Raw genomic sequence first — 25,459 nt, 5'->3', positions numbered from 1 at the left:
AGCGGCGGATATGACCGACGACAAGATGCTGGCGCGAATCGCCGCCCTGCTGCGACAGGCCGAGGGCACCGACAACCCGCATGAGGCCGAGGCGTTCATGGCCGCAGCACAACGTCTGGCCACGGCGACGTCCATCGACTTGGCGGTGGCCCGTTCGCATGCCGATAAGCGCACCCGCGCGCAGACACCGATCCAACGCACGATCACTATCGGAACGGCGGGTACCAAGGGGCTGCGGACATATGTGCACCTGTTCGTGGTGATCGCCCACGCCAACGACGTGCGCTGTGACGTCGCGTCGAACTCCACGTTTGTCTACGCTTACGGGTTCGCCGAGGACATCGATGCCACCCACACCCTCTACGCCAGCCTGGTGGTCCAGATGGTGCGGGCCTCGGACGCCTATATCGCCTCCGGTGCGCACCGTCCGACGCCGACCATCACGGCTCGGCTCAACTTCCAGCTCGCATTCGGCACGCGGGTGGGTCAACGGCTGGCTGAGGCCCGTCGGCTGGCACGCCAGGAAGCCGAACAAGACCCTTTGCGTTTACCCGGTACCGCGATCGCTCTGCGCGACAAGGAGGTTGAACTACGCGACTACTATCGCAGGGCATCGAGGGCGCGCGGCACCTGGCAGGCCTACCGGGCATCGGCGGGGTATTCGTCGGCCGCACAGCGGGCGGGGGACCGGGCTGGCCGGCGCGCGCGGCTCGGCAGCACCCCGGAGTTGTCGGCGGCCCGGGCTGCGTTGGACCGCTGATCCGGAAGGAGGCCGCCACGCGGGATACGCAGCGCTCCAAGGTCTACGCCGCCGAGGACTTCGTCCGGACGTTGTTCGACCGGGCGGCCGAGCATGGATCGCGGGTTGTCGAGTTCTTCGGCACCCAGCTGACGCTGCCGCCGGAAGGGCGGTTCGGGTCGGTTGCGGCGGTGCAGCGCTACGTCGATGACGTGCTGGCCCTGCCAGGCGTGCAACACCGGTGGCCAGTGCTGCCGCCGCTGAAGGTCCGGACCCGGCGTGCCGCTTCCGCCGCGCACTATGAAAACCATGACGGCGCTGGCGTTATCGCAGTGCCCAGCCATGACACCGCCGACTGGGCGATGCGTGAGCTAGTGGTCTTGCATGAAATAGCACACCATCTCTGCCAGGCGCAGCCGCCTCATGGCCCGGACTTCGTCGACACCATGTGCGCCCTGTCCGAACTGGTGATGGGACCGGAGCTTGGGCATGTGCTGCGGGTGGTGTACGCGAAAGCAGGTGTGCGGTGACCGACCCTGACACCCGCGCACGCGAGATCGAGGCGGAAATGACCGACGACGAGCGGTTTTCGTTGCTGGCAAGCGTGATGGGCGCCAACGAGTTACTGCCCGTGCGCGACGAGCGCATCCCGGCCGACGTTCCAATGAGCGCCGGATACGTACCCGGCATCGCGCGACTTGGTGTGCCAGCGCTGCTGATGACCGATGCCAGCCTCGGCGTCACCAATCCCGGGTACCGTCCGGGCGACACCGCGACTGCGCTGCCGGCCGGCCTGGCATTGGCCGCCAGCTTCAACCCCACACTGGCGCGCGCCTCAGGCGGGGCGATAGCCCGCGAGGCCCGCAGTCGCGGATTCAACGTGCTCCTGGCGGGCGGCATCAATCTCGCCCGCGACCCACGCAACGGCCGCAACTTCGAATACCTTTCTGAGGACCCGTTTCTGAGCGCCGTGATCGCTGCCGAGTCGATCAACGGCATCCAGCAGCAGGGGGTCGTCTCGACGATCAAGCATTACTCGCTGAACTGTAACGAGGCCAACCGCCATTGGCTGGACGCTGTCATCGACGCCGACGCCCACCGCGAATCCGACCTGCTGGCCTTCGAGATCGCCATCGGGCGATCGCAACCCGGCGCGGTGATGGCCGCATACAACAAGGTCAACGGCGACTACGCGGGCGGAAACGACGTTTTGCTCAACGACATACTGAAAGTCGCTTGGGGCTACCGGGGTTGGGTGATGTCGGACTGGGGTGCTACCCCTAGCTGGGAGTTTGCGCTCAAGGGCCTGGACCAGGAATCAGGCGCACAAATTGACCGATTACTCTGGGGCGCAGAGGCATTCACCGGCCAGCTCAGAGCCGCCTATTCCGAAGGCAAAGTGCCCAAACAACGCCTCTCCGATATGGTGCGCCGGATTCTGCGTTCGATATTTGCGGTCGGCGCCGATCAATGGGCAGCTATGCCGCCACCAGATATGGCCGCCCACAATATGATTGCGCTTGACATCGCTCGACAAGGAATCGTGCTGCTGCAAAACCGCGGCCTGCTCCCCATCGAACCGGAGTCGGCGGGACGTATCGCTGTCATCGGTGGTTACGCGCAGATCGGCGTGCCGGCCGGCTGTGGTTCGAGCGCCGTCGTCCCGCCCGGCGGCTACGCCGCCGTCATCCCGATCGGTGGCCCGGGGCTGATGGGTAGCGCCCGCAATCTCTATCTGCTGCCCTCCAGTCCGCTGACTGAACTACGAAAACTGCTGCCGCACACGATCATTGAGTTTGACCCGGGGCTCAGCCCAGCCGAAGCTGTGCTGACGGCCCGGCGGGCAGACATCGCCGTGGTGTTCGCGGTGCGCGTCGAGGGAGAAGGCTTCGACAATGCCGATCTTTTCTTGCCGTGGGGGCAGGACGCAGTGATTGAAGCCGTCGCCGAGGCTCAGCCCAACACGGTGGTGGTGCTCGAAACCGGCAACCCGACGGCCATGCCCTGGCGTGGGAAAGTGAATGCGATTCTGCAAGCGTGGTACCCGGGGCAGGCCGGGGGGCAGGCGATCGCCGAGATACTGGTCGGCGCCGCTAATCCGTCCGGGCGGCTGCCCGTCACATTTCCGCGTGATCTCAGCCAGACGCCGCGCCCGCAGTTGCCCGGCCTGGGCGCTCCGTGGGGGACACCGACCACAATTCACTACAGTGAGGGAGCCGAGGTCGGGTACCGGTGGTACGCGAAGCAGGGTCATAGCCCGATGTTCGCGTTCGGTCATGGCCTGTCCTACACCAGATTCGAGCACCGCGACTTGGCAGTGACCGGCGGCGACACCGTCACGGCCAGTTTCACCGTCGTCAACGCCGGCGGGCGCGCCGGCGCCGACGTCCCGCAGCTCTACTTGACCGCAGCGCCCGATGGGCAGCGGGTGCGGTTGCTGGGATTCGAGCGTGTCGAGCTCATGCCCGGCGAGTCACGCCGGGTCACCATCGAAGCCGATCCGCGAGTCCTCGCCCGCTACGACGGCAGGGCCGGCAGCTGGCGCATCGACGAGGGCAGCTACGCCGTGGCCGTAGGTGCTTCGGCGGCGGAGCCGGAGCTTAGGGCCACCGTCGGCCTTCCCGGGCGCACGTTCGGACGTTGATCGACCAAAGCCCCGGCCCCCACCGCAGCGGGCGCTATCCGACGGCGACCAGTTCGTCGCCGCATGTGCAGCGGTACGCCTCGCCGGCCTCAGCGCAGTGGCATGCGACCTCGATGCGAACGCGGCACCCACAGCCCTCGTGGCCACAGGTCAGTACGGTGCCTTCCTCATAGCTCGCCATTGGCATCACCCCTATTCGTCGTGGGATTCCCGCGAAAGGCAAGAATCCAGCGGTGGTTCCGCTAGGGCGGAGTATATACCCCATACGGGTATATAGTAAAGAGTGGGCGAATCCAGTATGTTGGCGGTCATGGGACAAGAGCCGAGTCCGCACGACGTCGACGAGTTCTTGAACGGCGCACTGATCGGTGACGATCCGGCGCTGTGGGCGGCCCTGGAAGCGAGCAATGCTGCCGGGTTGCCGCCCATCGCGGTATCGGCGCAGCAGGGCAAGTTTTTGTTCTTGCTGGCCAGCGCGATGCGGGCGCGCAGGATTCTCGAGATCGGCACGCTGGGCGGCTTCAGCACCATCTGGCTAGCGCGCGGCGCAGGTCGGGAAGGTCGGGTGGTAACGCTGGAATACGAGCCGAAGCACGCCGAGGTGGCCCGAAGCAACCTAGAGCGCGCCGGTGTTGCAGATCGAGTGGAGGTGATCGTCGGCGCCGCACTGGACACTCTGCCCACCCTGACCGGCGGACCGTTCGATTTGGTATTCATCGACGCAGACAAGGAAAACAATGTCGCATACCTCGAATGGGCGGTAAGACTGACCCGACCCGGCTCACTCATCGTGGTGGACAACGTCATTCGCGCCGGTCAGGTCGTGACGCCAGCGCCAGGGGACCGTCAGATGCAGGCGGTGCGCCAGACCATTGAGCTGATGGGCAAGCACCCACAACTGGATGCCGCGGCGCTGCAAACGGTCGGGGCCAAGGATTGGGACGGCTTCGCGATGGCGTTGGTCAGCTAGTCGTCACGGCGTCAGCTCTGCCAGAGCCTGCGCTGCCGAGGTTATTTTGGTTATCCGCAGCGCCGTCTCACCGGCGTAGAGCGCTGCCCAGTCGACCCAGGAATCGGGCATTCCCGCCAGCGGCGCCAGCGGCGTGAACCACGGACGCCGCGCTGACTGCCATCGCAGCAACGCGCCGGCGTCGAGGTAGCCCAGCACTGCAAGCGCGCGACTGCATGTGTTGAGGGCGGCTGGAAGCGCCTTGGCGGTCCCGTCGCTGCGGCACCACCGGCGGGTGGCGGCATTGGGCGCGACCCGGTGCCGCAACGGCCAACTCAGGCCGAACAGCGTGGTTTCGACGGTCCGGTCCGCATCGAGGATTCGGCGCTGGTACTCCGGGTGGGCGTTGGACTCGTGCGTCAGCAAAAACCTGGTTCCGGCGATGACACCGCTGGCGCCACCCGCGAGCGCGGCGCGGGCGTCGGTGCCGGTGGCGATCCCGCCGGCGAGGAACACCGGACGCTGCCCGGCCACCGACAGCGCCTGCCGCAGGAAGTCCAGCGCCGGCAGGGTGCCGACCAGGTGGCCGCCGGCCTCGCGTCCTTGGGCAATCAGACCGTCAGCGCCCCATGCGATGGCTTGTCGCGCTTGGCTTTCGGTGCCGACCATGACAAAGACGAAGATCCCCGTGTCGTGTAGATGCTCGACCAGGCTGCGGTCGCCGCCGAAGGCCAGCACCGCGACATCGATGCGGGCTTCGACGCAGACGCGCACATGGCGGCGACGGGTGAAGGGCCACAAGAGGTTTACCGCGACGGCGCGTCCCGGGGCTTCGTCGCGCACCTGATCAATGGACCTGCGCAACTCGGTGGGTGTCGTAAGCCCCAGTGTTCCCAGGCCACCGGCCTTGGCGACCGCGGCCGCTAGCGGCGCGCCCGCCAGGCCACCGCCCATCCCTGCTTGGCCCACCGGAACGTCGAGCTTGAGCCGATCCGCGACATCCATGTCTCACCTCGCTGCTCCTTGACGCTACGGGGTGGGCCGGCGCACGTCGAGGGGGTGGTGACCACGGGTCACTTTTCGTTGCTGGCGTTACACCGACGGGCGTAATCTTGGGGCAGATGGATGGGTTGCGGTAAGCCCAAAAGGCTTGCCGCATAACAGAAAGGTCACAAAATGAGTACGGTGCATCCATCAATCGAACAACACCCGGATCTGTTGGCTCTGCGCGCCAACTATGAGCGGGCCGCGGAGTCAATGACCGCGCAGTTCACCTTCGGTTTGGCGCTGCTGACCGGGATCTACGCGGCCGTGTCGCCATGGGTTGTCGGGTTCGCCGGGACGAGAGCGCTGGCCCGCAACGACCTGATCTGCGGGATCGCCGTCGCCGTGCTGGCGTTTTGCTTTGCGTCGGCGCTAGACCGCACCCACGGCATGACCTGGACGCTGCCGGTGTTCGGTGTGTGGCTGATCGTCGCGCCGTGGGTTTTGCACGGTGTGTCGCCGACGGCCGGCATGATCTGGTCGAATGTGGTTGCCGGTGCGGTGATAACCGTCCTGGGCCTGACCGCCGTGTACTTCGGCATGCGCGCACGCAGCTACGAAGCAAAGCACGCGTAACTAGGTCAGGCGCCGATTCGCCACCCGGCCGGGTTCAGCCGGCCGGGTAAGGCGCGGCGCGGCCTAACCGCAGACCGCTCCGGTTGCCGCCGAGCCGACCAGTTTGACGTACTTGGCTAGCACCCCGCTGGTGTAGCGCGGCGGTAGTGGAGTAAAACCGGAACGGCGCGAGGCAAACTCATCGGCATCGACCAACACGTCCAGGGTTGCCCGCGCGACGTCGAGCCGGATCCGATCGCCGTCCGCAAGGAAAGCGATCGGCCCGCCGTCGACCGCTTCCGGGGCGATGTGCCCGACGCACAGGCCCGTGGTGCCGCCGGAGAATCGGCCGTCGGTCAACAACAGCACGTCCTTACCCAAGCCAGCGCCCTTGATGGCGCCGGTGATAGCAAGCATTTCGCGCATCCCGGGACCGCCTTTGGGCCCCTCGTAGCGGATCACCACGGCGTCGCCAGCCTTGATGGTTCCGGCCTCCAGGGCATCCAATGCGGCCCGCTCACCGTCGAAAACCCTTGCGGCACCTTCGAATACCTCGGTGTCGAAGCCTGCCGTCTTGACCACCGCACCCTCGGGCGCCAACGATCCGTACAGGATCGTGATTCCGCCGGTCGGATGGATGGGCGTGTCCAGTGCCCTCAGCACCTTGCCGTCCGGGTCCGGCGGAACGATGCGCGCGAGGTTTTCCGCCACCGTCCGGCCGGTCACCGTCAGGCAGTCGCCGTGCAGCAGGCCGGCATCCAGCAGTGCTTTCATCACCACCGGCACCCCGCCGATCCGGTCGACGTCTGCCATCACATGTCGCCCGAAGGGCTTGACATCGGCCAAGTGCGGCACCCGCGCCCCGATGCGGCTGAAATCGTCCAGCGACAGCTTGACGTTGGCCTCGTTGGCGATCGCGAGCAGGTGTAGCACGGCGTTGGTCGAGCCACCGAACGCCATCACCACCGCGATCGCGTTCTCGAACGCCTCCTTGGTCAGGATGTCGCGCGCGGTGATACCGCGCCGCAGCAATTCGACAACGGCCTCCCCGCTGCGGCGCGCGAACCCGTCGCGGCGGCGATCGGTCGCCGGCGGCGCCGCGCTGCCCGGCAGCGACATCCCCAGCGCCTCGGCGGCACTGGCCATCGTGTTGGCGGTGTACATGCCTGCGCATGCCCCTTCGCCCGGGCAGATGGCGCGTTCGATGGCGTCGACGTCTTCGCGCGGCATCAGGCCGCGAACGCACGCGCCGACCGCTTCGAACGCGTCGATGATCGTGACCTCGCGCTCGCTGCCGTCGGAGAGTTTGGTTCGCCCGGGCAAGATCGTGCCCGCGTAGAGGAAAACCGCGGCCAAATCCAGGCGGGCGGCGGCCATCAGCATCCCGGGCAGCGACTTGTCGCAGCCGGCCAGCAGCGCCACGCCGTCGAAGCGTTCCGCCTGCATCACGGTTTCGACGCTGTCGGCGATCAGCTCGCGGGACACCAACGAGAAGTGCATGCCCTCGTGGCCCATCGAAATGCCGTCGGACACCGAGATCGTGCAAAACTCAAGCGGATAACCGCCGGCAGCGAACACCCCGTCTTTGGCCGCCTTGGCCAGCCGGTCCAGTGACAGGTTGCACGGCGTGATCTCGTTCCACGACGACGCGACGCCGATCTGCGGCTTGGCGAAGTCGTCGTCGCCCATGCCCACTGCCCGTAACATGCCACGAGCGGCGGCTCTTTCCAGACCGTCGGTGACATCACGGCTGCGAGGTTTGATGTCGATGGATGGTGGCTCCGACTCGGTGGTGTGTGCCATCGTCCAAGTATGCGGGAGACGGCTCAGGGCCCCAAACGGGTCACATACCCCGCTGGGGTATCGAGTAAGGTTGGTCGTAGGGCAGCTCCTTGCAGGCGCAGCGTCACCACACCACAGGCTCACACCACGATGCTGGGAGGTTAGATGGCATCGACCCGCGGCTATTCGTCGCAAAAGGACAACTACGCTAAACGGTTGCGCCGCATTGAAGGACAGGTGCGCGGGATCGCGAAGATGATCGAAGAGGACAAGTACTGCATCGACGTCCTCACCCAGATCAGCGCCGCCAACAGCGCCCTGCGGTCGGTGGCGCTGAGCCTTCTTGACGAACACCTCAGCCATTGCGTCAGCCGTGCGATCGCCGGCGGTGATGACGAAGCCGACGCGAAAATCGCGGAAGCGTCGGCCGCGATCGCCCGACTCGTTCGTTCGTGAGGGTTAACGCCCGGGGCAAACCCATGGTTGAGTAGTGGCCGTGGGGGCAACGCATACCGGGCGAGCAGCGCGATTGCGCCAGCGCCGGCTCGATGCTGCAACCCACATGCGCGGCGCGGACCACGCGCCGGCCCGCGCCGGGCCCTGGACGCCCCGGATCGCGGCGCAATTGACGGTGCTGGCGGCCGCGGCCTTCATTTACGTCACCGCCGAGATCCTGCCGGTCGGCGCGCTGCCCGCGATCGCGCGTGATCTGCACGTCAGCGTGCCCCTGGTCGGCACGCTGCTGGCCTGGTATGCGCTGGTTGCCGCGGTGACGACGATTCCGCTGGTCCGCTGGACAGCGCACTGGCCGCGGCGGCGGACGCTGCTGCTGACTTTGCTGTGTCTGACCGCCTCACAGGCCATCTCGGCGGTGGCGCCCACCTTTTCGATGCTGGCGGTCGGTCGGGTGCTGTGCGCGATCACCCACGGCCTGATGCTGTCGGTGCTGGCCCCGATCGCGACGCGGTTGGTCCCGGCCAGCCATGCCGGACGCGCCACGACGATGGTCTACGTCGGCATCAGCCTCGCGGTCGTAGTCGGCAGCCCGCTGACCGCGGCGATGAGCTTGCTGTGGGGCTGGCGGCTGGCGGTCGCGTGCATCACCGTCGCCGCGGCCGCCGTCACGCTGGCGGCCTGGGCGGTACTGCCCGCGCTGGCGCTCACCGACGACCAACTCGCTACCGTGGGCCCCCGGGCCCGCCACCACCGCAACCGGCGGCTGTTGCGGGTGAGCCTGCTCACCCTGGTCGCTGTCACCGGCCACTACATCTCCTACACGTACATCGTGGTGATCATCCGTGACGTCGTTGGCGTGCACGGCCCGAACCTGGCCTGGTTGCTGGCCGCCTACGGGATTGCCGGCCTGGTGGCGATGCCGGTGGTGGCCCGGCCGTCGGACCGTCGACCCAAGGCCGCCGTGATCAGCTGCATGGGCGCACTGTGGGCGGCGCTGTTCCTGCTGACCGCATTGGCATTCGGCTCGCCGAGCGCGGTGACCGCGGTGATCGGCACCGGTGCAATCGCGCTGTGGGGCGCGGCCGCCAACGCCGTGTCGCCGATGATGCAGGCTGCTGCGATGCGGGCCGGCGCCGACGATCCCGACGGCGCGTCGGGGTTGTACATGGCGGCCTTCCAGATCGGGATCACCGCCGGGTCACTGGCCGGCGGTCTGCTCTACGAGCGCAGCGTGCCGGTGATGCTGGCCGCCTCGGCGCTGCTGATGGGCGCCGCGCTGAGCGGCATGGCGGCCAGCCGGCAGCTGTTCGCGGTGCCTGCGCTGGCCGAACAGCCGTAACGTCCGTGCCGTTGCGTCGATTAACAGCGCAGCTCAGGACGCCAATTGTGGCAGTTGCGCGACCGGTCGACGCTCGCCGAGCCGAAAACCCCTCGCCGTGCTATGCCACACTGGGCTACAGACTGTGACTGGAGGTATGCATATGTCGCGATCGACGAGAGGCACGCTTCTCGCCGTTCTCAGCACGGCGGGACTGGCCGCCGTGCTGGCCTGGGGTCCCGGCCCGGCCCTGGCCGACCCCGACCAGCCGCCCGGCGATCCGACCGTGGTCGATCCCGGCCCAGGTGACGCACCGCCACCGCCGCCGATCGGGCCGCCAGCGCCCGCCGCGGGCGATCCGGTGGCGGCGCCGCCTCCCGCGGACCCTGCGGCCCCCCCGTCGGCACCGATCGCGGCCGCTGCCGCACCGGCCGGTCCCGTCGCCGGCCAGGACCCGACACCGTTTGTCGGCGAGCCGCCGTTCCTGCCGCCATCGTTCAATCCGGTCAACGGCGCGACGGTCGGAGTGGCCAAGCCGATCGTCATCAATTTCCAGCGGCCGATCGCCGACCAGGCGATGGCCGAAAAAGCGATCCACATTTCGTCGGAGCCCCCGGTGCCCGGCAAGTTTTACTGGATGAGCCCAACCCAGGTGCGGTGGCGTCCATTGAGCTTCTGGCCGGCCCACACCATCGTCAATATCGATGCGGCCGGCACCAAGTCGAGCTTTCAGACCGGTGACGCGCTGGTGGCTACCGCCGACGACGCCACCCACATGATGACCGTCACCCGCAACGGGAAGGTGGAGAAGACCATCCCGATGTCGATGGGGATGTCGGCGGGCGGGCACCAGACCCCCAACGGGACGTACTACGTGCTCGACAAGAAGGCCACCGTGGTGATGGACTCGTCGACCTACGGGGTGCCGGTCAACTCGACGTACGGTTACAAAGTCACGGTTCAGGACGCCGTGCAGTTCGACAACAGCGGCGATTTCGTGCACAGCGCGCCCTGGTCGGTGGCCGACCAGGGTGTGCGCGACGTCAGCCACGGGTGCATCAACATCAGCCCGGCCAATGCCAGGTGGTTCTTCGACAACTTCGGCGCCGGCGATCCCATCGTCGTCAAGAACTCGGTGGGAACCTACAGCAAAAACGACGGCTCCAACGACTGGCAGATTTAACCGCCGAGCAGACGCAGAATCGCAGCGTCAACGCAATTTTCGTGCGATTCTGCGTCTGCTCGCCATCAATTCCAGATGCGCACCCGCTGCTGGGGCTTCAGGTAGAGGGCGTCGGATTCGGTCACACCGAACGCGTCGTAGAAGGCGTCGATGTTGCGAATCACGCCGTTGCACCGAAACTCTGGCGGTGAATGCGGGTCGATCGCCAGCCGCCGGATCGCCTCGGCGTCGCGCGACTTGGCCCGCCATACCTGCGCCCACCCGAAGAACACCCGCTGCACGCCGGTGAGACCGTCGATGACAGGAGGCTGCCGGCCGTTCAGCGACAGCTGATAGGCCAGCAGCGCGATCGACAGCCCGCCCAAATCGCCGATGTTCTCGCCGACGGTCAACGCTCCGTTGACCCGGTGACCGTCGCCGAGCGCTCTTGGCGTGTAGTCGCCGTATTGTTCGATCAACGCCCTGGTGCGGGCGGCGAACTCGTTGCGGTCCTCGTCGGTCCACCAGTCGACCAGATTGCCGTCACCGTCGTATTTGGCGCCCTGGTCGTCGAATCCGTGCCCGATCTCGTGTCCGATCACCGCCCCGATGCCACCGTAGTTGGCGGCGTCGTCGGCGTCGGCGTCGAAAAACGGGGGTTGCAGAATCGCTGCCGGGAAGACGATTTCGTTCATCCCCGGGTTGTAGTAGGCGTTGACCGTTTGCGGCGTCATAAACCACTCGTCGCGGTCGACCGGTCCACCGAGCTTGGCCAATTCGCGCTCGTAGTTGACTGCGCAGCCGCGCCGGTAGTTGCCGTACAGGTCGGCGCGGTCGATCACCAGTCCGGAGTAGTCGCGCCACTTGTTCGGGTAGCCGACTTTGGCCGTGAACTTGTCCAGCTTGGCCAGCGCGCGCTCGCGGGTCTGCGGGGTCATCCAGTCCAGGCCCTCGATGCTGATCCGATACGCTTCGCGCAGGTTGTCCACCAGGGCGTCGATGCGCGCCTTCGCCTGCGGCGGGAAATGCCGCTGCACGTAAAGCTTCCCAACGGCGTCGCCCATCAGGGTTTGCACCAGGGCAACGCCGCGCTTCCAGCGGTCCCGGATCCGCTCGGCGCCGGTCAATATGCGCCCGTAGAAGGCGAAGTCTTCGCGCACCAGCGCATCGGTGAGCATCCCCGCCCGCGAGTGGATCACCCGCCAGCGCGCCCAGTGCTTCCAGTCGTCCAGATCCTCGCTGGCCCACAGCCGTGCGAACGCGGTCAGGTAATCTGGTTGGCGCACAACGAGTTCCGCCACCGCCTCCGGTGTGCTGCCTAGCATGCTGATCCAACGGGTCCAGTTGAACGCGGCTGCCTCGGCTTGCACCTCGGTGAAGGTGCGCAGGTTGTAGGTGAGCTCGGCATCGCGGCGTTTGACCACGTCCCAGTGCGCCGCGGCCAGCTTGGTCTCCAGTGCCACAATGCGGTCCGCGGTTCGGGCATGGTCGCTGGCCTCACCGCCGTACACCAGCGCAAACATCCGGGCGATGTGCCCGGGGTAGGCGGCCAGAATCTCGGCGTGCCGCTCGTCGCGGTAGTAGGACTCGTCGGGCAACCCGATACCCGATTGCGTCACATGCATCAGGTAGCGGTCCGAGTTTTTGGCGTCGGTGTCCACGTACGCCCCGACGCCGCCGCCCACCCCGGTGCGTTGCAGGGCGCCGAGCGTTCCCGCCAATGCGTCGGGATCGGCGGCCTCGTCGATTGCCGCCAGTTCCTCCAGCAGTGGTTGCACTCCGCGCTGTTCGACGGTGTCCTCGTCGAGGAAGCTGGCGTAAAGGTCGCCGATGCGTTGTTCGTCGGTGCCCGGATCGGCTGCGGTGTGCGCCGCGTCGGTGATCAGGTCACGCACCTGGGCCTCGGCGCGGTCGAACAGCTGCCGGAATGCCCCGTCGCTTGCGCGGTCGGGCGGCATCTGATACTCGGCCAGCCAGCGACCGTTGACGTGGCCGAACAAGTCGTCTTGGGGTCGGATACCGGTGTCGAGAAAGCTCAGGTCCAGGCCCGAGCGCAGCGCTTCTACCGTCACCCCGCCATCCTTCCATCCCCGCCGGGTAGCCTCTCGGCCATGCCTGACGACGGCGAAGCAACCGCGCCACCCGCCGACGGGCGCATCTTCTCGGCCTACGGTGTCGCGTCGGCCGCGCTGGGGGCGCTGTGCATCGCGGCCGTCGCGTTGGGTGCCGCGATCTGGTCGGCGCACCGCGACGAGGTTGCAGAACGCTCCTACCAGAGCAGAGTCCTGCAAACCGCGGCCGACTGGACCGGTGTGCTGATCAACATGACCAGCGACAACGTCGACGCCAGCTTGCAGCGGCTGCATGACGGGACGGTCGGTGAGCTCAACGCGGACTTCGACGCCGCTGTGCGCCCGTATCGCGAAGTGGTGCAGCGGCTGAAGTCTCGCAGCACCGGTCGGATCGAGGCGGTCGCGATCGAGTCGGTGCATCACGATCCCGACGCCCAGCCACGTGCTCGGCCGTCCGCTTCGGAGCTGCCGCCGGTGGCCCGGCGCACCGACACCGTCATGGTGGTCGCGACGTCGGTCGCGGAGAACGTCGGCGGCAAACCGCAGACGGTGCATTGGAATCTGCGCCTGGATGTCTCGGATGTGGACGGCAAGCTGCTGATCTCGCAGTTGGGATCGATCCGATGAGAAACCTCTGGCGGGTGCTGGTGTTCGACGTCGCAGCGCCGCTCGGCACGATCGGCGCGCTGGCGATGATCGGGATCATCCTGGCGTGGCCGCTGTGGTGGGTGGCGCTGTGCTCGGTGCTGATGCTGCTCATCGTCGAAGGGGTGGTGATCAATTTCGTTCTGGCGCACCGTGATTCGGTAACAGTCGGAACCGATGACGACGCGCCCGCGCTGCGACTGGCTTTAGTCGCGGTCTGCGCGGCGGCCCTGGTGGCGGCCGTGCTGACCGGCTTCGCTCGCTGGACGATGCCCGATCGCGACTTCAACCGCGACGCTCGAGACGTGGTTCGGATCGCCTCAAGCATGGCGGAGGCGACGGCGACGTACTCCCCGCAGGATCCGACGGGATCGGTCGACCGGGCCGCGGCGATGATGGTGCCGGAGCGGGCGACGGCGTTCAAGGACCAATTCGCCAAGTCCACCGCCGATTTGGCGCAGCGCCAGGTCACCGCGCAGGCTTCGACGTTGTCCGCCGGAGTGGAGGCGTTGGGGCCGTCGGCGGCCAGTGTGGCGGTGGTCGTGCGTGCGACCCAGAACACCCCGGGTCAGCAGCCGAGCCGTACCGTGCTGGCGCTGCGGGTGACGCTGACCAAGAACAGCGGTCACTGGCTGGTGTTCGACGTGTTGCCGATCCACTCGCGATGACCCGCGCCAACCGCTCGCGTCAGCTGTCCGGCCTGGCTTTGGCGAACCGGTCGGATAGTCGGCGCATGCGGATCATCAGCGACGCCGAAGGGCTCACCTTCGCGTCGAGGTAGGTGGCGAGCTGCTCGGCGGTGACCCCGATGCGCGAGGCGAATTCCTGCTCGCGCAACCCCGACCGGTCGATCAGCAACCGCACGTGGCGGGCAACCTCGGCGCGTTCGTCTGCTTCCAGGTGTGCCCGGGCGCGCTCGAGCACCTCGGCCATCGCCTTGGAGATGCCGTAGGGCCGCGAACCCGCGAGCACCTCTTCGACCTGGCGTGCGGTGCGTCCGTACGGGTCACGCTTGAGCGCAACGGCGATTTGCTTCCAGGTGCCGATGTCCCCGCCCTCCAGCGCGGAGCGGATCGCGGCGGTGGGCCAGAATTCGACGGGCTGGTCGGCGTACCGCGGCCGGGGAGCGGGCCGATGCGGCACCGGTCCAGGGCGTCGGTCCGCGGTCAACGTCACCTCGCCTCCTCCAGCATTGCCACAGCTACCGACAGGCAGCGTTGCCTGACGTCTTCCCACTCGGCCCGCGCATCCGGGTCGGACCAATGGTCGTCGTCAAGGTCAGACGGATGTGGGTCCGCGAGCCGACGGACCAACTGGCTGGCGACCCATTCTCGCCTAGGTTGTCGACAACAGTAGTACCTGTCCATCCCAGCCAGGATCATCGCAGCGGTTTCCGGTTCCATCGTGGCGACGAGCTCAGCAAACTCGGCGTAGTCGCGGCTGCTGTTGCGGCACATGATCAGGTAGCCCTTCAGCCGCAGCGTTTCCGCGCCGGTCGGGATCTGCAGCCGGTCGCCGGTGGGCAATTGGACGTTGGTGGTCTCCACCGGGCTGCGCCGCTCGACGGCCGGCTCGACCGCGTCGGCCTGGGTCTCCAGCGCATCGAGGGCCACCGAAAGTCGGCCGCGCCAGACGGTGACGGGATGTACCGGGCGCGACGTGCCCCGGCTGACGCCGTTGCGGGACGGCAAGCCGCCGACGAACTTGCGGGCCAGCGCCGGCGTGTTGGCCGTGACGTTGGTAGCGGTCAGGGCGGTGTCCTCGGCGCCGCCGTTGTCGCAGCCGCAACCGGTGAAGGCCAGCGGGTCGGTTACCGAGATCGCGTCGGGAACCAGCCGCTTGAGCCGTGCCGCCGACTTGATCACCGTTCGCAGGTCCGCGCTGGGCACCGCCGGGGCGGGGATGTCGTCGGGAATCATCACGACGTCGCCGAGGTCGACCTCGGGCAGCGGCTTTTCGACGTCGACCGAGGGCAGGATGCGTGACAGCCAGCCGGGCAACCACCAGTTCCACTGGTCGAACATCGCCATCAGCGCCGGCACCAGCACCAGCCGCACGACGGTGGCGTCCACAGCGATCGCGACCGCGCATGCCACGCCGATCTCGGCGACCAGTGGCATGCCGGCGAACGCGAAGCCGATGAACACCGCAATCATGATCAGCGCCGCGCTGGTGATGGTCCGGGCGCTGGTGCTCACCCCGTAGGCGACGGCGTCGTGGGTGTGTCCGGACTGCAGGAAGCGTTCCCGGATACGGGTCAACAGGAAGATCTCGTAGTCCATCGACAGCCCGAAGGTCATTGCCAGCACAAGCGGCGGAACGGTGCTGTCGATGGAGCTGATCCGCTCGAAACCGAGCTTTTCCAGCCAGCCCCATTGGAACACCATCACCAGGCTGCCGTAGGCGGCGGCGACCGACAGCACCGTCATCAGCACGCCTTTGAACGCCAAGAACACCGATTGGATCGAGATCAGCAGCATCACAAAGGCGATCAGCGCGACGAAAACCAGTACCAGCGGCTCGGTTTGGGCCACCCGGTCGTCGAAGTCTTTGATCAGCGCGGTGGGTCCGCCGACGTCGACCCGCAGCGCGCCGGCACCTTCGGGTAGGTGAGTGCGAATCCAGTCGACGGTATGGCGCGCACTGATGTCTTCGGGATCAACCGACAGCACCGCGCTCAGCAGCGCGCTGCTGTTGTCGTCAGCGAATACCGGCGGTGTCACCGAAACGATGTCGGGAGCGTGGGCCAGCTCGCGACCGATCGCGGCCAGTGTCTCCTGGTGTGCGGGCGACGACGCGTGCCCGTCCGGGAAGCTCACCAGCACCTGCACCGGGCCCAGCGCCCCGGGCCCGAGCGCCTGGGCGGCCGACGCGACGCCGGCGCGGATCTCATGGGTGGAGTCGAATTGGCGCAACAGGCTATTGCCCAGCACCATCGACAGAGACGGTGCGGCCATCGCGAGAAGCACCGCCGCGGCGGCGAGGGCCGATGCCCACGGGCGGCGCATGACCCAACCGATCCAGCGGGCCCAGAACCGCGACTGGGTGGACTCGGGCCGGCGCGACCAGTGCAGCAGCGCCGACCGCTTGGCGACGGCGCGGCCAAACGTCGCCAGCACCGCCGGTGTCAGGGTGGCCGACGTCAGCATCGCGACCGCGACCGCGAGAATCGCGCCGGTGGCCATCGATGCCAGCGCCGGGGTATCGATCAGGTAGATCCCGGTCAGCGAGGCGACGACGGTCATGCCGGACAGCACCACCGCCAGCCCCGAAGTGCCCATCGCCGCGTCAATCGCCTCCTGCGGCTGGCGGCCGGCGCGCAGCTCCTCGCGGAAGCGCATCAGGATGAACAGGGAGTAGTCGACGGCCAGCGCGATACCGAACATCGACACCGTCGAGGTGACGAACACCGACATCGTGGTGTAGGTCGACAACAGATAGACCAAGCCCATGGTGATCGCGACGGTGCAGATGCCCAGCGCCAGCGGGATGGCGGCCGCGGCCAACGAACCGAACACCGCGAGCAAGACAATCAAAATGATCGGAAGGTTCCACCGCTCTGCCGCGGCGATGTCGTGTTTGGTGTTTCCCGCCGCGGCGGTGCTCAGCGCGCCCTGCCCGATGACATACAACCGGACCCGGCCATTGTCGATCTTGCCTGGTTGGTCACCGTTGACGCCCACTTTGTCCCGCAGTTTTCTGGCGACGTCGCTGGCGCCGGTGTTGTTGAAGTCCAGCCGCAGCGACACCACGTACGGCCGGTCGGGCTGCGGGGCCGGCTGGCGCGAGTCGGCAACCACCGACACGCTGGGCACCTCGCCGGCGACCCGCTTGAGCAGGGCGACGGCGTCGTTCATGTCGGCGTAAGTGGCGTCGGCGCGCGGCGCGGCCACCAGGGCGAGCGGGGACGCACCCTGGTCCGGGTAGTGGTCCTCGAGTTGGTCGTGAACAAACAGCGACTGGGACCCGGCTACCTCAAAGCCGCCACCGGTGAGGTGACCTGACTGGGTCGTCGTCAAATAGATCGCGGGCACCAGTGCGAGCAACCAACCTGCGAACACCAGCCAGCGGTATCTGCGCAGGTTGCTGCTCAGACGCATCATGAACTGCTGGATTTCGCTCTCCCCGCCTTCTCCCGCGTTGCGTGGCCGTGAGCCTACCGCAGATGGGCGTAAAGTAACTCTACTTATCGGCTCTGAGCTGCGGTGACTGTCGAATTGTGATGGTATTGATGCCGCGATCCGGCACAGCGTTCCAAAGCAGATTCTCAGCCGCGCCGATTGGCGGTGTCGCCGGACCGGATGGCACGATGTCAGGGGCCGAAGCGGGCCACATGCCGTCGAACACAGCCGGTTGCGGGACGGGAGGGCGTTCGCAAGCCGTGAGGAGTTGTCCATGAAGATGACCGCTGCAACGTTGCGTCACGGGCTTTTCGGCGTGTTGGCCGCCGCCGCGGTAGGCGGTACGGCCGCGGCCGTGCTGGTCGTGCCGTCGGCCAGCGGGGCGCAGGATCCGTGCGCCGCCAGCGAGATGGCAAGGACGGTCGGCTCGGTGGCCAAGTCGGCGGGCGACTACCTCGACTCGCACCCTGAGACCAATCAGGCGATGACCACGATCCTGCAGCAGCCCGCCGGACCTCAGTCGGTGACGTCGCTGAAGAGTTACTTCGAAGCCAACCCCAAGGTGGCCAGCGACCTGCAGACGATCTCGCAGCCGCTGACCGGCCTGGGAGCAAAGTGCAAGTTGCCGATCACGATTCCGCAGGTGCTCGGGCTGATGCAGGGCGCGCAAAACGGTCTGCCGGGCGGCTTGCCCGGCGCTGGCGTGCAGCCGGTTGCCGGAATGCCCGGCGGCGCACCGGCCGCACCGGCGGCCCCGCCACCGGGAACCGGGCCGCTGCCGGGTCCGGCCGGCATGTCGCCGATCACCGCCGTCAGGTAGGCGTTAACTGGCCGGCGAGCTGCGTCGGTCGCCGGGCGCACGGTCTGGATTAGCCGGGGGTTGTGCACCCGGCAGGGCCGCGTCGGCCGGATCCGGTTCGGGCCGCGGCGGGTTGTCGTTGCTGCTCGACCCGTCGACGCCGGCGTCAATCGTGTCGGGGTCGGCTTCGTTTTCGGTGCGGAACATGACGAAGAACACCGCCCAGCCGATGGCGGCGATGAGCAACCAGCTGATCACCCGGTAGACCAACATCGCCGAGATGGCGTCCGGCAGCGACATGCCGCTGGATACCAAGCCGGGCACCAGCACCGCTTCGACGACCAGCAAGCCGCCGGGCATCAGCGGGATCGTGCCGACCGCGCGGGCGGCGGCGTAGGCGACTGTCAAGCCGGCCAGCGACGCCTTGTCGCCGGCCGCGTAGGCGGCGAAGCCGAGGCAGGCGACGTCGGCGATCCAGTTGAAAAGCGACCAGCTGAACGCCACGCCGAGATCGCGCCGGCTCAGGCTGACCGCCTCAAGCTGCGTCAACGTCTCGCGCCACTTCTCCAGACCGGTGTCAGCGGGCTTGCCGCGCACCGAATTGACCCACGAGAGCACACGAGCTCCGATGCCGTCGATCAACTCCGGCCGCGACGCCACCGCCTGACCGAGCAGCAGTAACGCGACGAAACCACCGACGGTGAACAGCAGCGAGAACGGGTTGTTCTTCGCGCCCAGGAAAAATGCACCTCCCAGGCCAAGCAGGGCCAGCCCGCCCGCCTGCAACACCCCCGACATCACCAGCTGCCATGACGCCACCAGCGTCGAGGCACCCCAAATCCGTTGTTGCCGAAGGAGAAATGTCGCAGACAGGACGGGACCGCCGGGAAGCGTGGTGCTCAGCGCGTTGGCGGCGTAGTAGGCGGCCTCCGATCGCCATTGCTTGACCCGCACGCCGGCCGATTTCAGCAAGGTGCGCTGAATCTGGGCGAAGCTGTGCATCGACGCTCCGGCTGCCAGCACCGCGGCGACCAGCCACCACCACTTGGCTGACAGCAGGCTTCTCCAGGCCTTGGCCAACTGATCCCAGACCAGCGCCACCTCGATCGCGAGCACGATCGCCACGATCGCGAGAATGACCCACCGGATCCACCAGTACTTGCCGCGGACAGGCTCTTGCTGCTGGCGAAGGTTGCCGGCCGGCGCGTCACCCGACACGTGCTTTAGGGTAGCGGTGCAGATCGCGCCGTCAGCGGTGCTTGGCTTCGCCGCCGTGTCGTTGCCGGCGCAGATCGTCGCCGTTTGAGTCCCGGTGAGGCGGATACGCTACCGGAATGCCGGTCCCGGAAGACGAATCCGTTCACCCGCTTGTGCGCAAGGCCGCGGCATGGTCGTGGCGACTCCTGGTGCTGTTGGCGGCCCTGGTGGCAGTGCTGTGGTTGATCAAGCGGCTGGAGTTGATCTCCGTTCCGCTGGCATTGGCGCTGATCCTGTCGGCACTGCTGTTGCCCGGGGTCGACTGGCTGGACCGCCACGGCGTCCACCGCGGGCTCGCGGTGTTCCTGCTGTTGCTGACCGGGTTCGCCGCGATCGGCGGGGTCCTGGCGTTCGTCGTCAGCCAGTTCATCGACGGGTTGCCGGGGCTGGTCAACCAGGTGACGCGCCTGATCGACTCGACCCGTAAGTGGCTGGTCGAAGGTCCGGTGCATCTGAGCCGGGATCAGGTCAACAACCTCGGCAACACGATGACCGACGTGCTGCAAAAGAATCAGGCCAAGCTGACCAGCGGGGCGCTGTCGACGGCCACGACCGTCACCGAGATCGTCACGGGCGCGTTCGTGGTGCTGTTCACGCTGATCTTCTTTCTGTACGGCGGCCGCAACATCTGGCAGTTCGTGGTCAAGATCTTCCCCGGCGAGGTGCGCGACAAGGTCCACCAAGCCGGCATCGCCGGGTTCCAGTCGCTGATCGGTTATGTGCGGGCGACATTCCTGGTGGCGCTGGTCGACGCGGCCGGTGTCGGCACCGGTCTGGCGATCATGAGCGTGCCGCTGGCCTTGCCGCTGGCCTCGCTGGTCTTCCTCGGCGCGTTCATTCCGCTGGTCGGCGCAGTGGTCAGCGGGTTTTTGGCCGTGGTCGTCGCGCTGATCGCAAAGGGCTGGGTTTACGCGTTGATCACGCTGGGGGTGATCATCGCGGTAAACCAGTTGGAAAGCCACGTGTTGCAACCGCTAGTCATGGGGCGCGCGGTGTCGATCCACCCGCTGGCGGTGGTGGTGGGCATATCGACGGGCGGAATACTGGCGGGCATCGTCGGCGCGCTGCTGGCCGTGCCGACCATTGCGTTCATTGACCGCGCGGTCCGGGTGCTGCTCGCATCGACGCCCGCGCCCGAGGCATCAGCCGGGCCAGCCGACGGCGGCAGCACGCTTGTGCACGCCGAACCGGATAGCGTCGACGCGCGGCCGGCACCCGCTGGGGGCGACGCCACGGAGCGTGGCGCAGACCGGAGTTAGAACCGGCCTTCGCGGCGCAGCAGTTCCTGTGCGCTGACGCTGCCGCTGCGACGCTGGCGGGCCTGCTCGGCGCTGTTGCCGCTTTGGCCGCGGGAGTTCAGCTTCTCGGTGGCCACATCGGAGTCGTCGTCTGGCGGCGGGGTAGGGATGGCAGTGGTGGGATCACCTGCATCGCTTGGTGTTTGGCTGCCGGTCTGGTTTGCGGGGATGGGCATCGCGCGGGTCTGCTCGGCCGACGGCTTGGGTGTTGGGTCGGCGCCCGCCTGGTACCGGTCGGCGGGACGGCCACCGGCGCGATCCCCGTCGCGGGGGCGTGGCGGTGGTGACGGCACGTCGCCGTGGTGCGGCGACCGGTCCTGGGGGAGGTCCAAGCCGTCGCGCAATTCGCTTAACCACGACTCGATTTCGCGGTCGCGCGGCGGTGGGGATGCCTTGGGCCGCCGGTTGGCGGGCGCCGCGTGCTGGACGGCGCTTTTGGGCGTCGACAAGCGGGTGGTCGGCGGTTCGGTTGGCTCGCCACCGCCGGCGGGCATCCGGGTGGTGTCACCACCGGGCGGTCGGGTTTGCGCCACCGGCCCGGGTGCGGGCCGACCGGCTGCGCGCGGACGTGATGTCCCTTCCGCGCCGGGATGGGTGGGGTCGTGCGGCGGACGCGGTGAGCGGGCAGGGGCGGCCGGAGGCCGCCCGGCGACAGGATGCCCTGCTCTGCGCGGCGCCGGTAGCTTGCGCTCGTCGGGCAGGTGAATTTCGCCCAGCCCGATGCGGTTCTGCAGGCGTTTCATCCACAGCGGAGCCCACCAGCAGTCGTCGCCGAGCAGCTTCATCACCGACGGCACCAGGAACATCCGGATGACGGTGGCGTCCAGCAGCAGCGCCGCCATCAAACCGAACGCCAGGTACTTCATCATCACCAAGTCGGAGAGCACGAACGAGCCGGCGACCACCGCAAGCACGGTCGCGGCGGCGGTGATGATGCGACCGGTGGTCGCCGTGCCGATCCGGATCGCTTCCGCGGTCGACATGCCGCGTTCTCGTGCCTCGACCATCCGGGAGACCAGAAACACCTCGTAGTCGGTCGACAGACCGAAGACCACCGCGATGATCAGGCCGATGACCGGCGCGGTCAGCGGCGTCGGGGTGAAATTCAGCCACTTCGACAGGTGCCCGTCGACGAAAATCCACGTCAAGATGCCCATCGTGGATCCGAGGGTCAGCGCGCTCATCACCGTCGCTTTGAGCGGCAGCACCAACGAGCCAAACGCCAGGAACATCAACAACGTGGTGGTGGTCAACAGGATCACCAACATCAGCGGCAACTTGGCGAAGATGCCGTGAATACTGTCCTGCACCAGGGCCTGGGTACCGCCGACCATGATGTTGAGCCCCTTGGGCACCGTGATGGCCCGCACCTCGGCGATCTTCTTCGCCGCGTCGTTGGGATTCACCAGGCCGTTCTGGATCACCCGGACCGAGTCGTCCTTGGGGTGAGTCGTGCCGTTGGGTCCGGCGACACACGGATTGCCCGCAATGTTGGGGCAGGGACGTTCCTCCCACTGCTTGGAGGTGAATCCGTTCAGCGGTGCCTTGCTGCGGATGTCGGCGACCTGCTGATCGGTGACCTTGCTGTGATTGGTGCTCTGGATCACCAGGGTCAGCTGCTCGGTGCGGTAGCCGGGGAAGAGCTTGTCGAAATGCTCCTGCGCCTGGCGCACCGGGTTGCTGGGCGGCAGGTACTTTTCGCTGAAGCCACCGAGGGACAGGTTGAACAGCGGAATGATCAGCAAAATCATCGCGACCACGATCGGAATGGCGAACAGCAGCGGTCGCTTCATCACCCGGTTGACCAGCTTGCCCCAGAACTCTTGCTCGACCTCTTCGCGGGTCTTCGTCTTTTGCAACAGGTCGGCGAGCCAGTTCAGATATGCCCGCGACACCTTCCAGTTCGCCAGGAAGGGCACCCGGAACAGCGTGCGCACGCCCAGCGCGTCGACGTGACGGCCCAAGATGCCAAGCACGGCCGGCAGGATCGTGATCGACAAAATCGCCGAGAGCATTACCGCCGCAATGGTGGCGTAGGTCAACGACTTTAAGAATCCTTGCGGGAACACCAGCATGCTGGCCGCCGACACGGCGATCAGCACGGCCGAAAACGTCACGGTGCGCCCGGCCGTCATCATGGTGCGGCGCACCGCGACCTCGCTGTCGTAGCCTTCGGCGATCTCCTCGCGGAACCGGCTCACCACGAATAACCCGTAGTCGACCGCGATGCCCAGGCCGATCATGGTCACGACTGGTTGGGCGAAGAAGTGCACCGGCCCGAAGACCGCGATGAAACGCATGATGCCCAGCGCCCCGGCGATGGCCAGACCGCCGACGATCGCGGGCAGGCAGGCGGCGACCACCCCACCGAACACCAGGAACAGGACCACCGCCACCAATGGCAGCGCCAGGACTTCCATCCGTCGCTGGTCGGTTTCGATGGTGCCGGTCAAAGCGTTGGCCACCGGTTCGAGGCCGGCGAGTTCGACCTTGCCGCCGTCGAGCTTCTGCAGGGCCGGTGCGATCGCCTTGTAGTTGTTGAGGATGGTGTCGTCGTCGTCGCCCTTGAGCGGGATCGACACGAAAGTGTGCTTCTTGTCTTCGGTCGCCATGCCCTTGACCACCGGGTCGGTGGTTTTCGGGGCTGCCAGATACCCGACCCAGCCGAGCACCTGGTCGGGGTGATCCGCTTTGAATTTGTTGAGCTGGTCCTTGATCTGCTTCGACCATGCCGGGTCGTCGACGGTCTTGCCCGGTGGGGCGGTGAACGTCGCCACGATGTGGCTGGTGCGGTCACGGCCGTAAACCCGGTCGCCCAGGACCGACGCCTTCACCGACTGACTGCCGTCGTCATAGAAACCGCTCTGCGTGACATGCTTGCCCAGGGTCAGCCCGAAGATGCCGCCGCCAAGGCAAAGCGCCACCATGACCCCGATTACGACGAACCGGTAGCGGTACACAGTTCGGCCCCACCAGGCGAACACGCAATCTCCTTACTGGATCTGTGGCGACCGTCGCATTGGTCTTGAGTTGTCACTCACGCGAGGTCAGTAGCGCGGACAGCGGTCGGAACGGCTGCAGCCACGCTCCTTGTTCGGGCAGCGAATCCAGGCCGATTCGCGGCAGCGGCTCCCGGAATACGCCTGCAATGTCCTCCAGGTCGACGAACTCCAAGGTATCCGACGCTAGCGCCCAACTCGCGTGTTCGCGAAATCCGAGCACCTGAACCGGGATCCCACCGCGGGCGATGTCCTCCAGCGGTTGCCGGAAGGCCTGGCCGTCGGCGGAGGCCACCACCAGCGCCGCGAGCCCCTCTTGGGACCGTAGCGCGATGTGCGCAAGCATGTCGGTGTCGACGTCGCTGTCGTCGTCGATCTTGGGTTTGGCGAAGACGGCGAAACCCACGTTGCGCAGTGCGTCCACCCAGGGACGAACCACGTCGGCGCTGCCCGCGGCGATGTTGGTGAAGACGGTGGCCTCCGGCTCGACCGACACGTCGGGACGGCTTGCCGCCAGCTCGGCGGTGCGGGCGAGAAGCCAGCGGCCCAGCGCGTCAAAGCGCGGGCGTTCCAGCGCTGTGGGGCGGCGACCCAGGATTGAGCCCAGGCCCATGTCGAGGTTTGGGGCGTCCCACACCAGCAGCACCCGCCGAATCCGGGGCGCGAATCCGTCCACGCCGTTGCCGCCCGGCTCGGCCGACGGCACGGGCGGCGGGATCGGTTCGGGTGCTTGTGTGCCCGCTTCTTGCGTCAGGCTCATGGTCAGCATCTTTCCCAGACCAAGTCGATGACGGTACTGCCGGCATGCCGGGCCTTGGTTTCGTATTTGGTGGTCGGGCGGTCGACCGAGATCGCCAGCGGCCGGGCGTGGAGGCCGACCCGAGCCAGCCGCGGCTCGCCGTCACCGGCCCCGGCGATCTGCGCGGCGTAACCGGCGTGGTCGGTCGCCACGTGCAGCACACCACCGCGTCGCAGCCGGTCGGCGATCATGGCAACCGTGGCAGGCTGCAGCAGCCGGCGCTTGTGGTGGCGAGCCTTGGGCCACGGGTCGGGGAAGAACACCCGAACCCCGGTCAGCGAAGCCGGTGCGATCAGGTGTTCGAGGACGTCGACCGCGTCGCCACGGATCAGCCGGATGTTCCCGACGCCCTCACGTGCAATGGCGCTGAGCAGCTGCGCCAGCCCCCGGCGGTACACGTCCACTGCGATGACGTCGACATCGGGCTCGGCCCTCGCCATCTCAAGCGTCGAAGTTCCTGCGCCGCAACCGATTTCCAGCACCACCGGCGCGTCACGCCCGAACCAGGCACGGGTATCCAGCGGCCGTGGTTCGGCATCCTCGCCGGTCGAGTGCGCCTGGCTGTAGCGGGGGGCGTCACGCCCGTACACCGGCCACAGCCGCTCCCACGTCTGCTGCTGGGCGCCCGACAGCGCCGATCGGCGTGACCGGAAGCTGGTGACGCGCACATAGCGCTGCGCAGGCACGTCTGTATCGGGCAGCTTCGGCGACGTCGCCGCTGCCCCGTGCTGCGCATGCATTCGTCCATGGTGGCCCATGAACCCATGGTGCAGCCGCCTGGTGGTCCAGATTGATACCCAACAGTTGCCTTCGGCTGGTA

The 25,459-nt window shown here is 67.1% G+C and carries 22 protein-coding genes; 12 read left to right on the top strand and 10 right to left on the bottom strand.

The window, feature by feature from the left end; genetic code table 11:
- Positions 1-10: 10 nt before the first annotated feature.
- From MHEC_RS22940 to MHEC_RS22930, 3 genes are read left to right on the top strand one after another with little or no spacing between them, the layout of a single operon-like run.
- Positions 11-760: a DUF2786 domain-containing protein gene (locus tag MHEC_RS22940; protein WP_048890438.1), complete on the top strand. Its 750-nt coding sequence runs from the start codon at positions 11-13 to the stop codon at positions 758-760.
- Complete coding sequence (locus MHEC_RS22935; RefSeq protein WP_048890439.1) at positions 760-1,269, top strand: TIGR04338 family metallohydrolase; 510 nt, start codon at positions 760-762, stop codon at positions 1,267-1,269. The genes MHEC_RS22940 and MHEC_RS22935 overlap by 1 nt, the downstream gene beginning before the upstream one ends.
- Entirely contained in the window at positions 1,266-3,383 is a 2,118-nt protein-coding gene (locus MHEC_RS22930) for a beta-glucosidase (protein ID WP_200902166.1), read from the top strand. Before MHEC_RS22935 ends, MHEC_RS22930 begins: the two co-directional genes overlap by 4 nt.
- A gap of 34 nt (positions 3,384-3,417) precedes the next feature.
- Here MHEC_RS22930 and mymT read toward each other — a convergent pair whose 3' ends face one another.
- Entirely contained in the window at positions 3,418-3,564 is a 147-nt protein-coding gene (mymT, locus tag MHEC_RS22925) for a copper-binding metallothionein MymT (RefSeq protein WP_048890440.1), read from the bottom strand.
- A gap of 129 nt (positions 3,565-3,693) precedes the next feature.
- Between mymT and MHEC_RS22920 the strand changes: the two genes are divergently transcribed.
- Positions 3,694-4,353: an O-methyltransferase gene (locus MHEC_RS22920; protein WP_048890553.1), complete on the top strand. Its 660-nt coding sequence runs from the start codon at positions 3,694-3,696 to the stop codon at positions 4,351-4,353.
- Positions 4,354-4,356: 3 nt separating this feature from the next.
- Here MHEC_RS22920 and MHEC_RS22915 read toward each other — a convergent pair whose 3' ends face one another.
- Entirely contained in the window at positions 4,357-5,337 is a 981-nt protein-coding gene (locus MHEC_RS22915; RefSeq protein ID WP_048890441.1) for an NAD(P)H-dependent flavin oxidoreductase, read from the bottom strand.
- A gap of 171 nt (positions 5,338-5,508) precedes the next feature.
- Here MHEC_RS22915 and MHEC_RS22910 point away from each other — a divergent pair, with 171 nt between their 5' ends.
- Positions 5,509-5,952, top strand: a complete 444-nt coding sequence (locus MHEC_RS22910) for an SPW repeat protein (RefSeq protein ID WP_048890442.1) — start codon at positions 5,509-5,511, stop codon at positions 5,950-5,952.
- A 63-nt stretch (positions 5,953-6,015) separates the two neighbouring features.
- Here the strand turns inward: MHEC_RS22910 and ilvD are convergent, their stop codons facing one another.
- Positions 6,016-7,734: a dihydroxy-acid dehydratase gene (gene ilvD / locus MHEC_RS22905; protein WP_048890443.1), complete on the bottom strand. Its 1,719-nt coding sequence runs from the start codon at positions 7,732-7,734 to the stop codon at positions 6,016-6,018.
- A 144-nt stretch (positions 7,735-7,878) separates the two neighbouring features.
- Here ilvD and ricR point away from each other — a divergent pair, with 144 nt between their 5' ends.
- The 3 genes from ricR (at position 7,879) to MHEC_RS22890 (ending at position 10,670) form a co-directional block, all read left to right on the top strand.
- Positions 7,879-8,169, top strand: a complete 291-nt coding sequence (ricR, locus tag MHEC_RS22900) for a copper-sensing transcriptional repressor RicR (RefSeq protein WP_048890444.1) — start codon at positions 7,879-7,881, stop codon at positions 8,167-8,169.
- A gap of 106 nt (positions 8,170-8,275) precedes the next feature.
- Complete coding sequence (locus MHEC_RS22895) at positions 8,276-9,508, top strand: MFS transporter (RefSeq protein WP_048890445.1); 1,233 nt, start codon at positions 8,276-8,278, stop codon at positions 9,506-9,508.
- Between the two features lie 142 nt (positions 9,509-9,650).
- Positions 9,651-10,670, top strand: coding sequence for a L,D-transpeptidase (locus MHEC_RS22890; RefSeq protein WP_048890446.1), 1,020 nt, complete (start codon positions 9,651-9,653; stop codon positions 10,668-10,670).
- Between the two features lie 65 nt (positions 10,671-10,735).
- Here the strand turns inward: MHEC_RS22890 and MHEC_RS22885 are convergent, their stop codons facing one another.
- On the bottom strand, positions 10,736-12,721 hold the full coding sequence (locus tag MHEC_RS22885) for a M13 family metallopeptidase (RefSeq protein ID WP_048890447.1): 1,986 nt from the start codon (positions 12,719-12,721) through the stop codon (positions 10,736-10,738).
- Between the two features lie 39 nt (positions 12,722-12,760).
- Here MHEC_RS22885 and MHEC_RS22880 point away from each other — a divergent pair, with 39 nt between their 5' ends.
- On the top strand, positions 12,761-13,348 hold the full coding sequence (locus MHEC_RS22880) for a hypothetical protein (protein ID WP_053093978.1): 588 nt from the start codon (positions 12,761-12,763) through the stop codon (positions 13,346-13,348).
- Positions 13,345-14,034 carry a hypothetical protein gene (locus MHEC_RS22875; protein WP_048890448.1) on the top strand — a complete coding sequence of 230 codons (690 nt, stop codon included), beginning with the start codon at positions 13,345-13,347 and terminating at the stop codon, positions 14,032-14,034. Before MHEC_RS22880 ends, MHEC_RS22875 begins: the two co-directional genes overlap by 4 nt.
- A 19-nt stretch (positions 14,035-14,053) precedes the next feature.
- Here the strand turns inward: MHEC_RS22875 and MHEC_RS22870 are convergent, their stop codons facing one another.
- Both MHEC_RS22870 and MHEC_RS22865 read right to left on the bottom strand, forming a co-directional pair.
- The gene (locus MHEC_RS22870; protein ID WP_048890449.1) at positions 14,054-14,542 is read right to left on the bottom strand and encodes a hypothetical protein; all 489 of its coding nucleotides are present in this window, start codon (positions 14,540-14,542) and stop codon (positions 14,054-14,056) included.
- Positions 14,539-17,469 (bottom strand): MMPL family transporter, encoded by a 2,931-nt coding sequence (locus MHEC_RS22865; protein WP_048890450.1) that lies wholly within the window; start codon positions 17,467-17,469, stop codon positions 14,539-14,541. Before MHEC_RS22865 ends, MHEC_RS22870 begins: the two co-directional genes overlap by 4 nt.
- A 292-nt stretch (positions 17,470-17,761) precedes the next feature.
- Between MHEC_RS22865 and MHEC_RS22860 the strand changes: the two genes are divergently transcribed.
- Positions 17,762-18,307 (top strand): hemophore, encoded by a 546-nt coding sequence (locus MHEC_RS22860; RefSeq protein ID WP_048890451.1) that lies wholly within the window; start codon positions 17,762-17,764, stop codon positions 18,305-18,307.
- Positions 18,308-18,310: 3 nt separating this feature from the next.
- Here the strand turns inward: MHEC_RS22860 and MHEC_RS22855 are convergent, their stop codons facing one another.
- Positions 18,311-19,504: a lysylphosphatidylglycerol synthase transmembrane domain-containing protein gene (locus MHEC_RS22855; protein WP_048890452.1), complete on the bottom strand. Its 1,194-nt coding sequence runs from the start codon at positions 19,502-19,504 to the stop codon at positions 18,311-18,313.
- Positions 19,505-19,620: 116 nt separating this feature from the next.
- Here MHEC_RS22855 and MHEC_RS22850 point away from each other — a divergent pair, with 116 nt between their 5' ends.
- A complete protein-coding gene (locus MHEC_RS22850) occupies positions 19,621-20,802 on the top strand; it encodes an AI-2E family transporter (RefSeq protein ID WP_048890453.1) in 1,182 nt (393 codons plus the stop codon).
- Here MHEC_RS22850 and mmpL3 read toward each other — a convergent pair.
- Genes mmpL3 through trmB form a run of 3 tightly spaced genes read right to left on the bottom strand, consistent with a single transcriptional unit; the run spans position 20,799 to position 25,397 of the window.
- Entirely contained in the window at positions 20,799-23,825 is a 3,027-nt protein-coding gene (mmpL3, locus tag MHEC_RS22845; RefSeq protein WP_071700510.1) for a trehalose monomycolate exporter MmpL3, read from the bottom strand. The two genes, MHEC_RS22850 and mmpL3, sit on opposite strands and share 4 nt — an antisense overlap.
- A 49-nt stretch (positions 23,826-23,874) precedes the next feature.
- Positions 23,875-24,600, bottom strand: a complete 726-nt coding sequence (locus tag MHEC_RS22840; protein WP_048890555.1) for an NYN domain-containing protein — start codon at positions 24,598-24,600, stop codon at positions 23,875-23,877.
- A gap of 2 nt (positions 24,601-24,602) precedes the next feature.
- Positions 24,603-25,397, bottom strand: coding sequence for a tRNA (guanosine(46)-N7)-methyltransferase TrmB (gene trmB, locus MHEC_RS22835; protein ID WP_172442124.1), 795 nt, complete (start codon positions 25,395-25,397; stop codon positions 24,603-24,605).
- Positions 25,398-25,459: the final 62 nt, after the last annotated feature.

It is taken from the genome of Mycobacterium heckeshornense (assembly GCF_016592155.1).
Lineage (GTDB): Bacteria > Actinomycetota > Actinomycetes > Mycobacteriales > Mycobacteriaceae > Mycobacterium > Mycobacterium heckeshornense.
The sequence above is the reverse complement of the archived record's forward strand: the minus strand, read 5'-3'. Positions and strand labels throughout refer to the sequence as shown.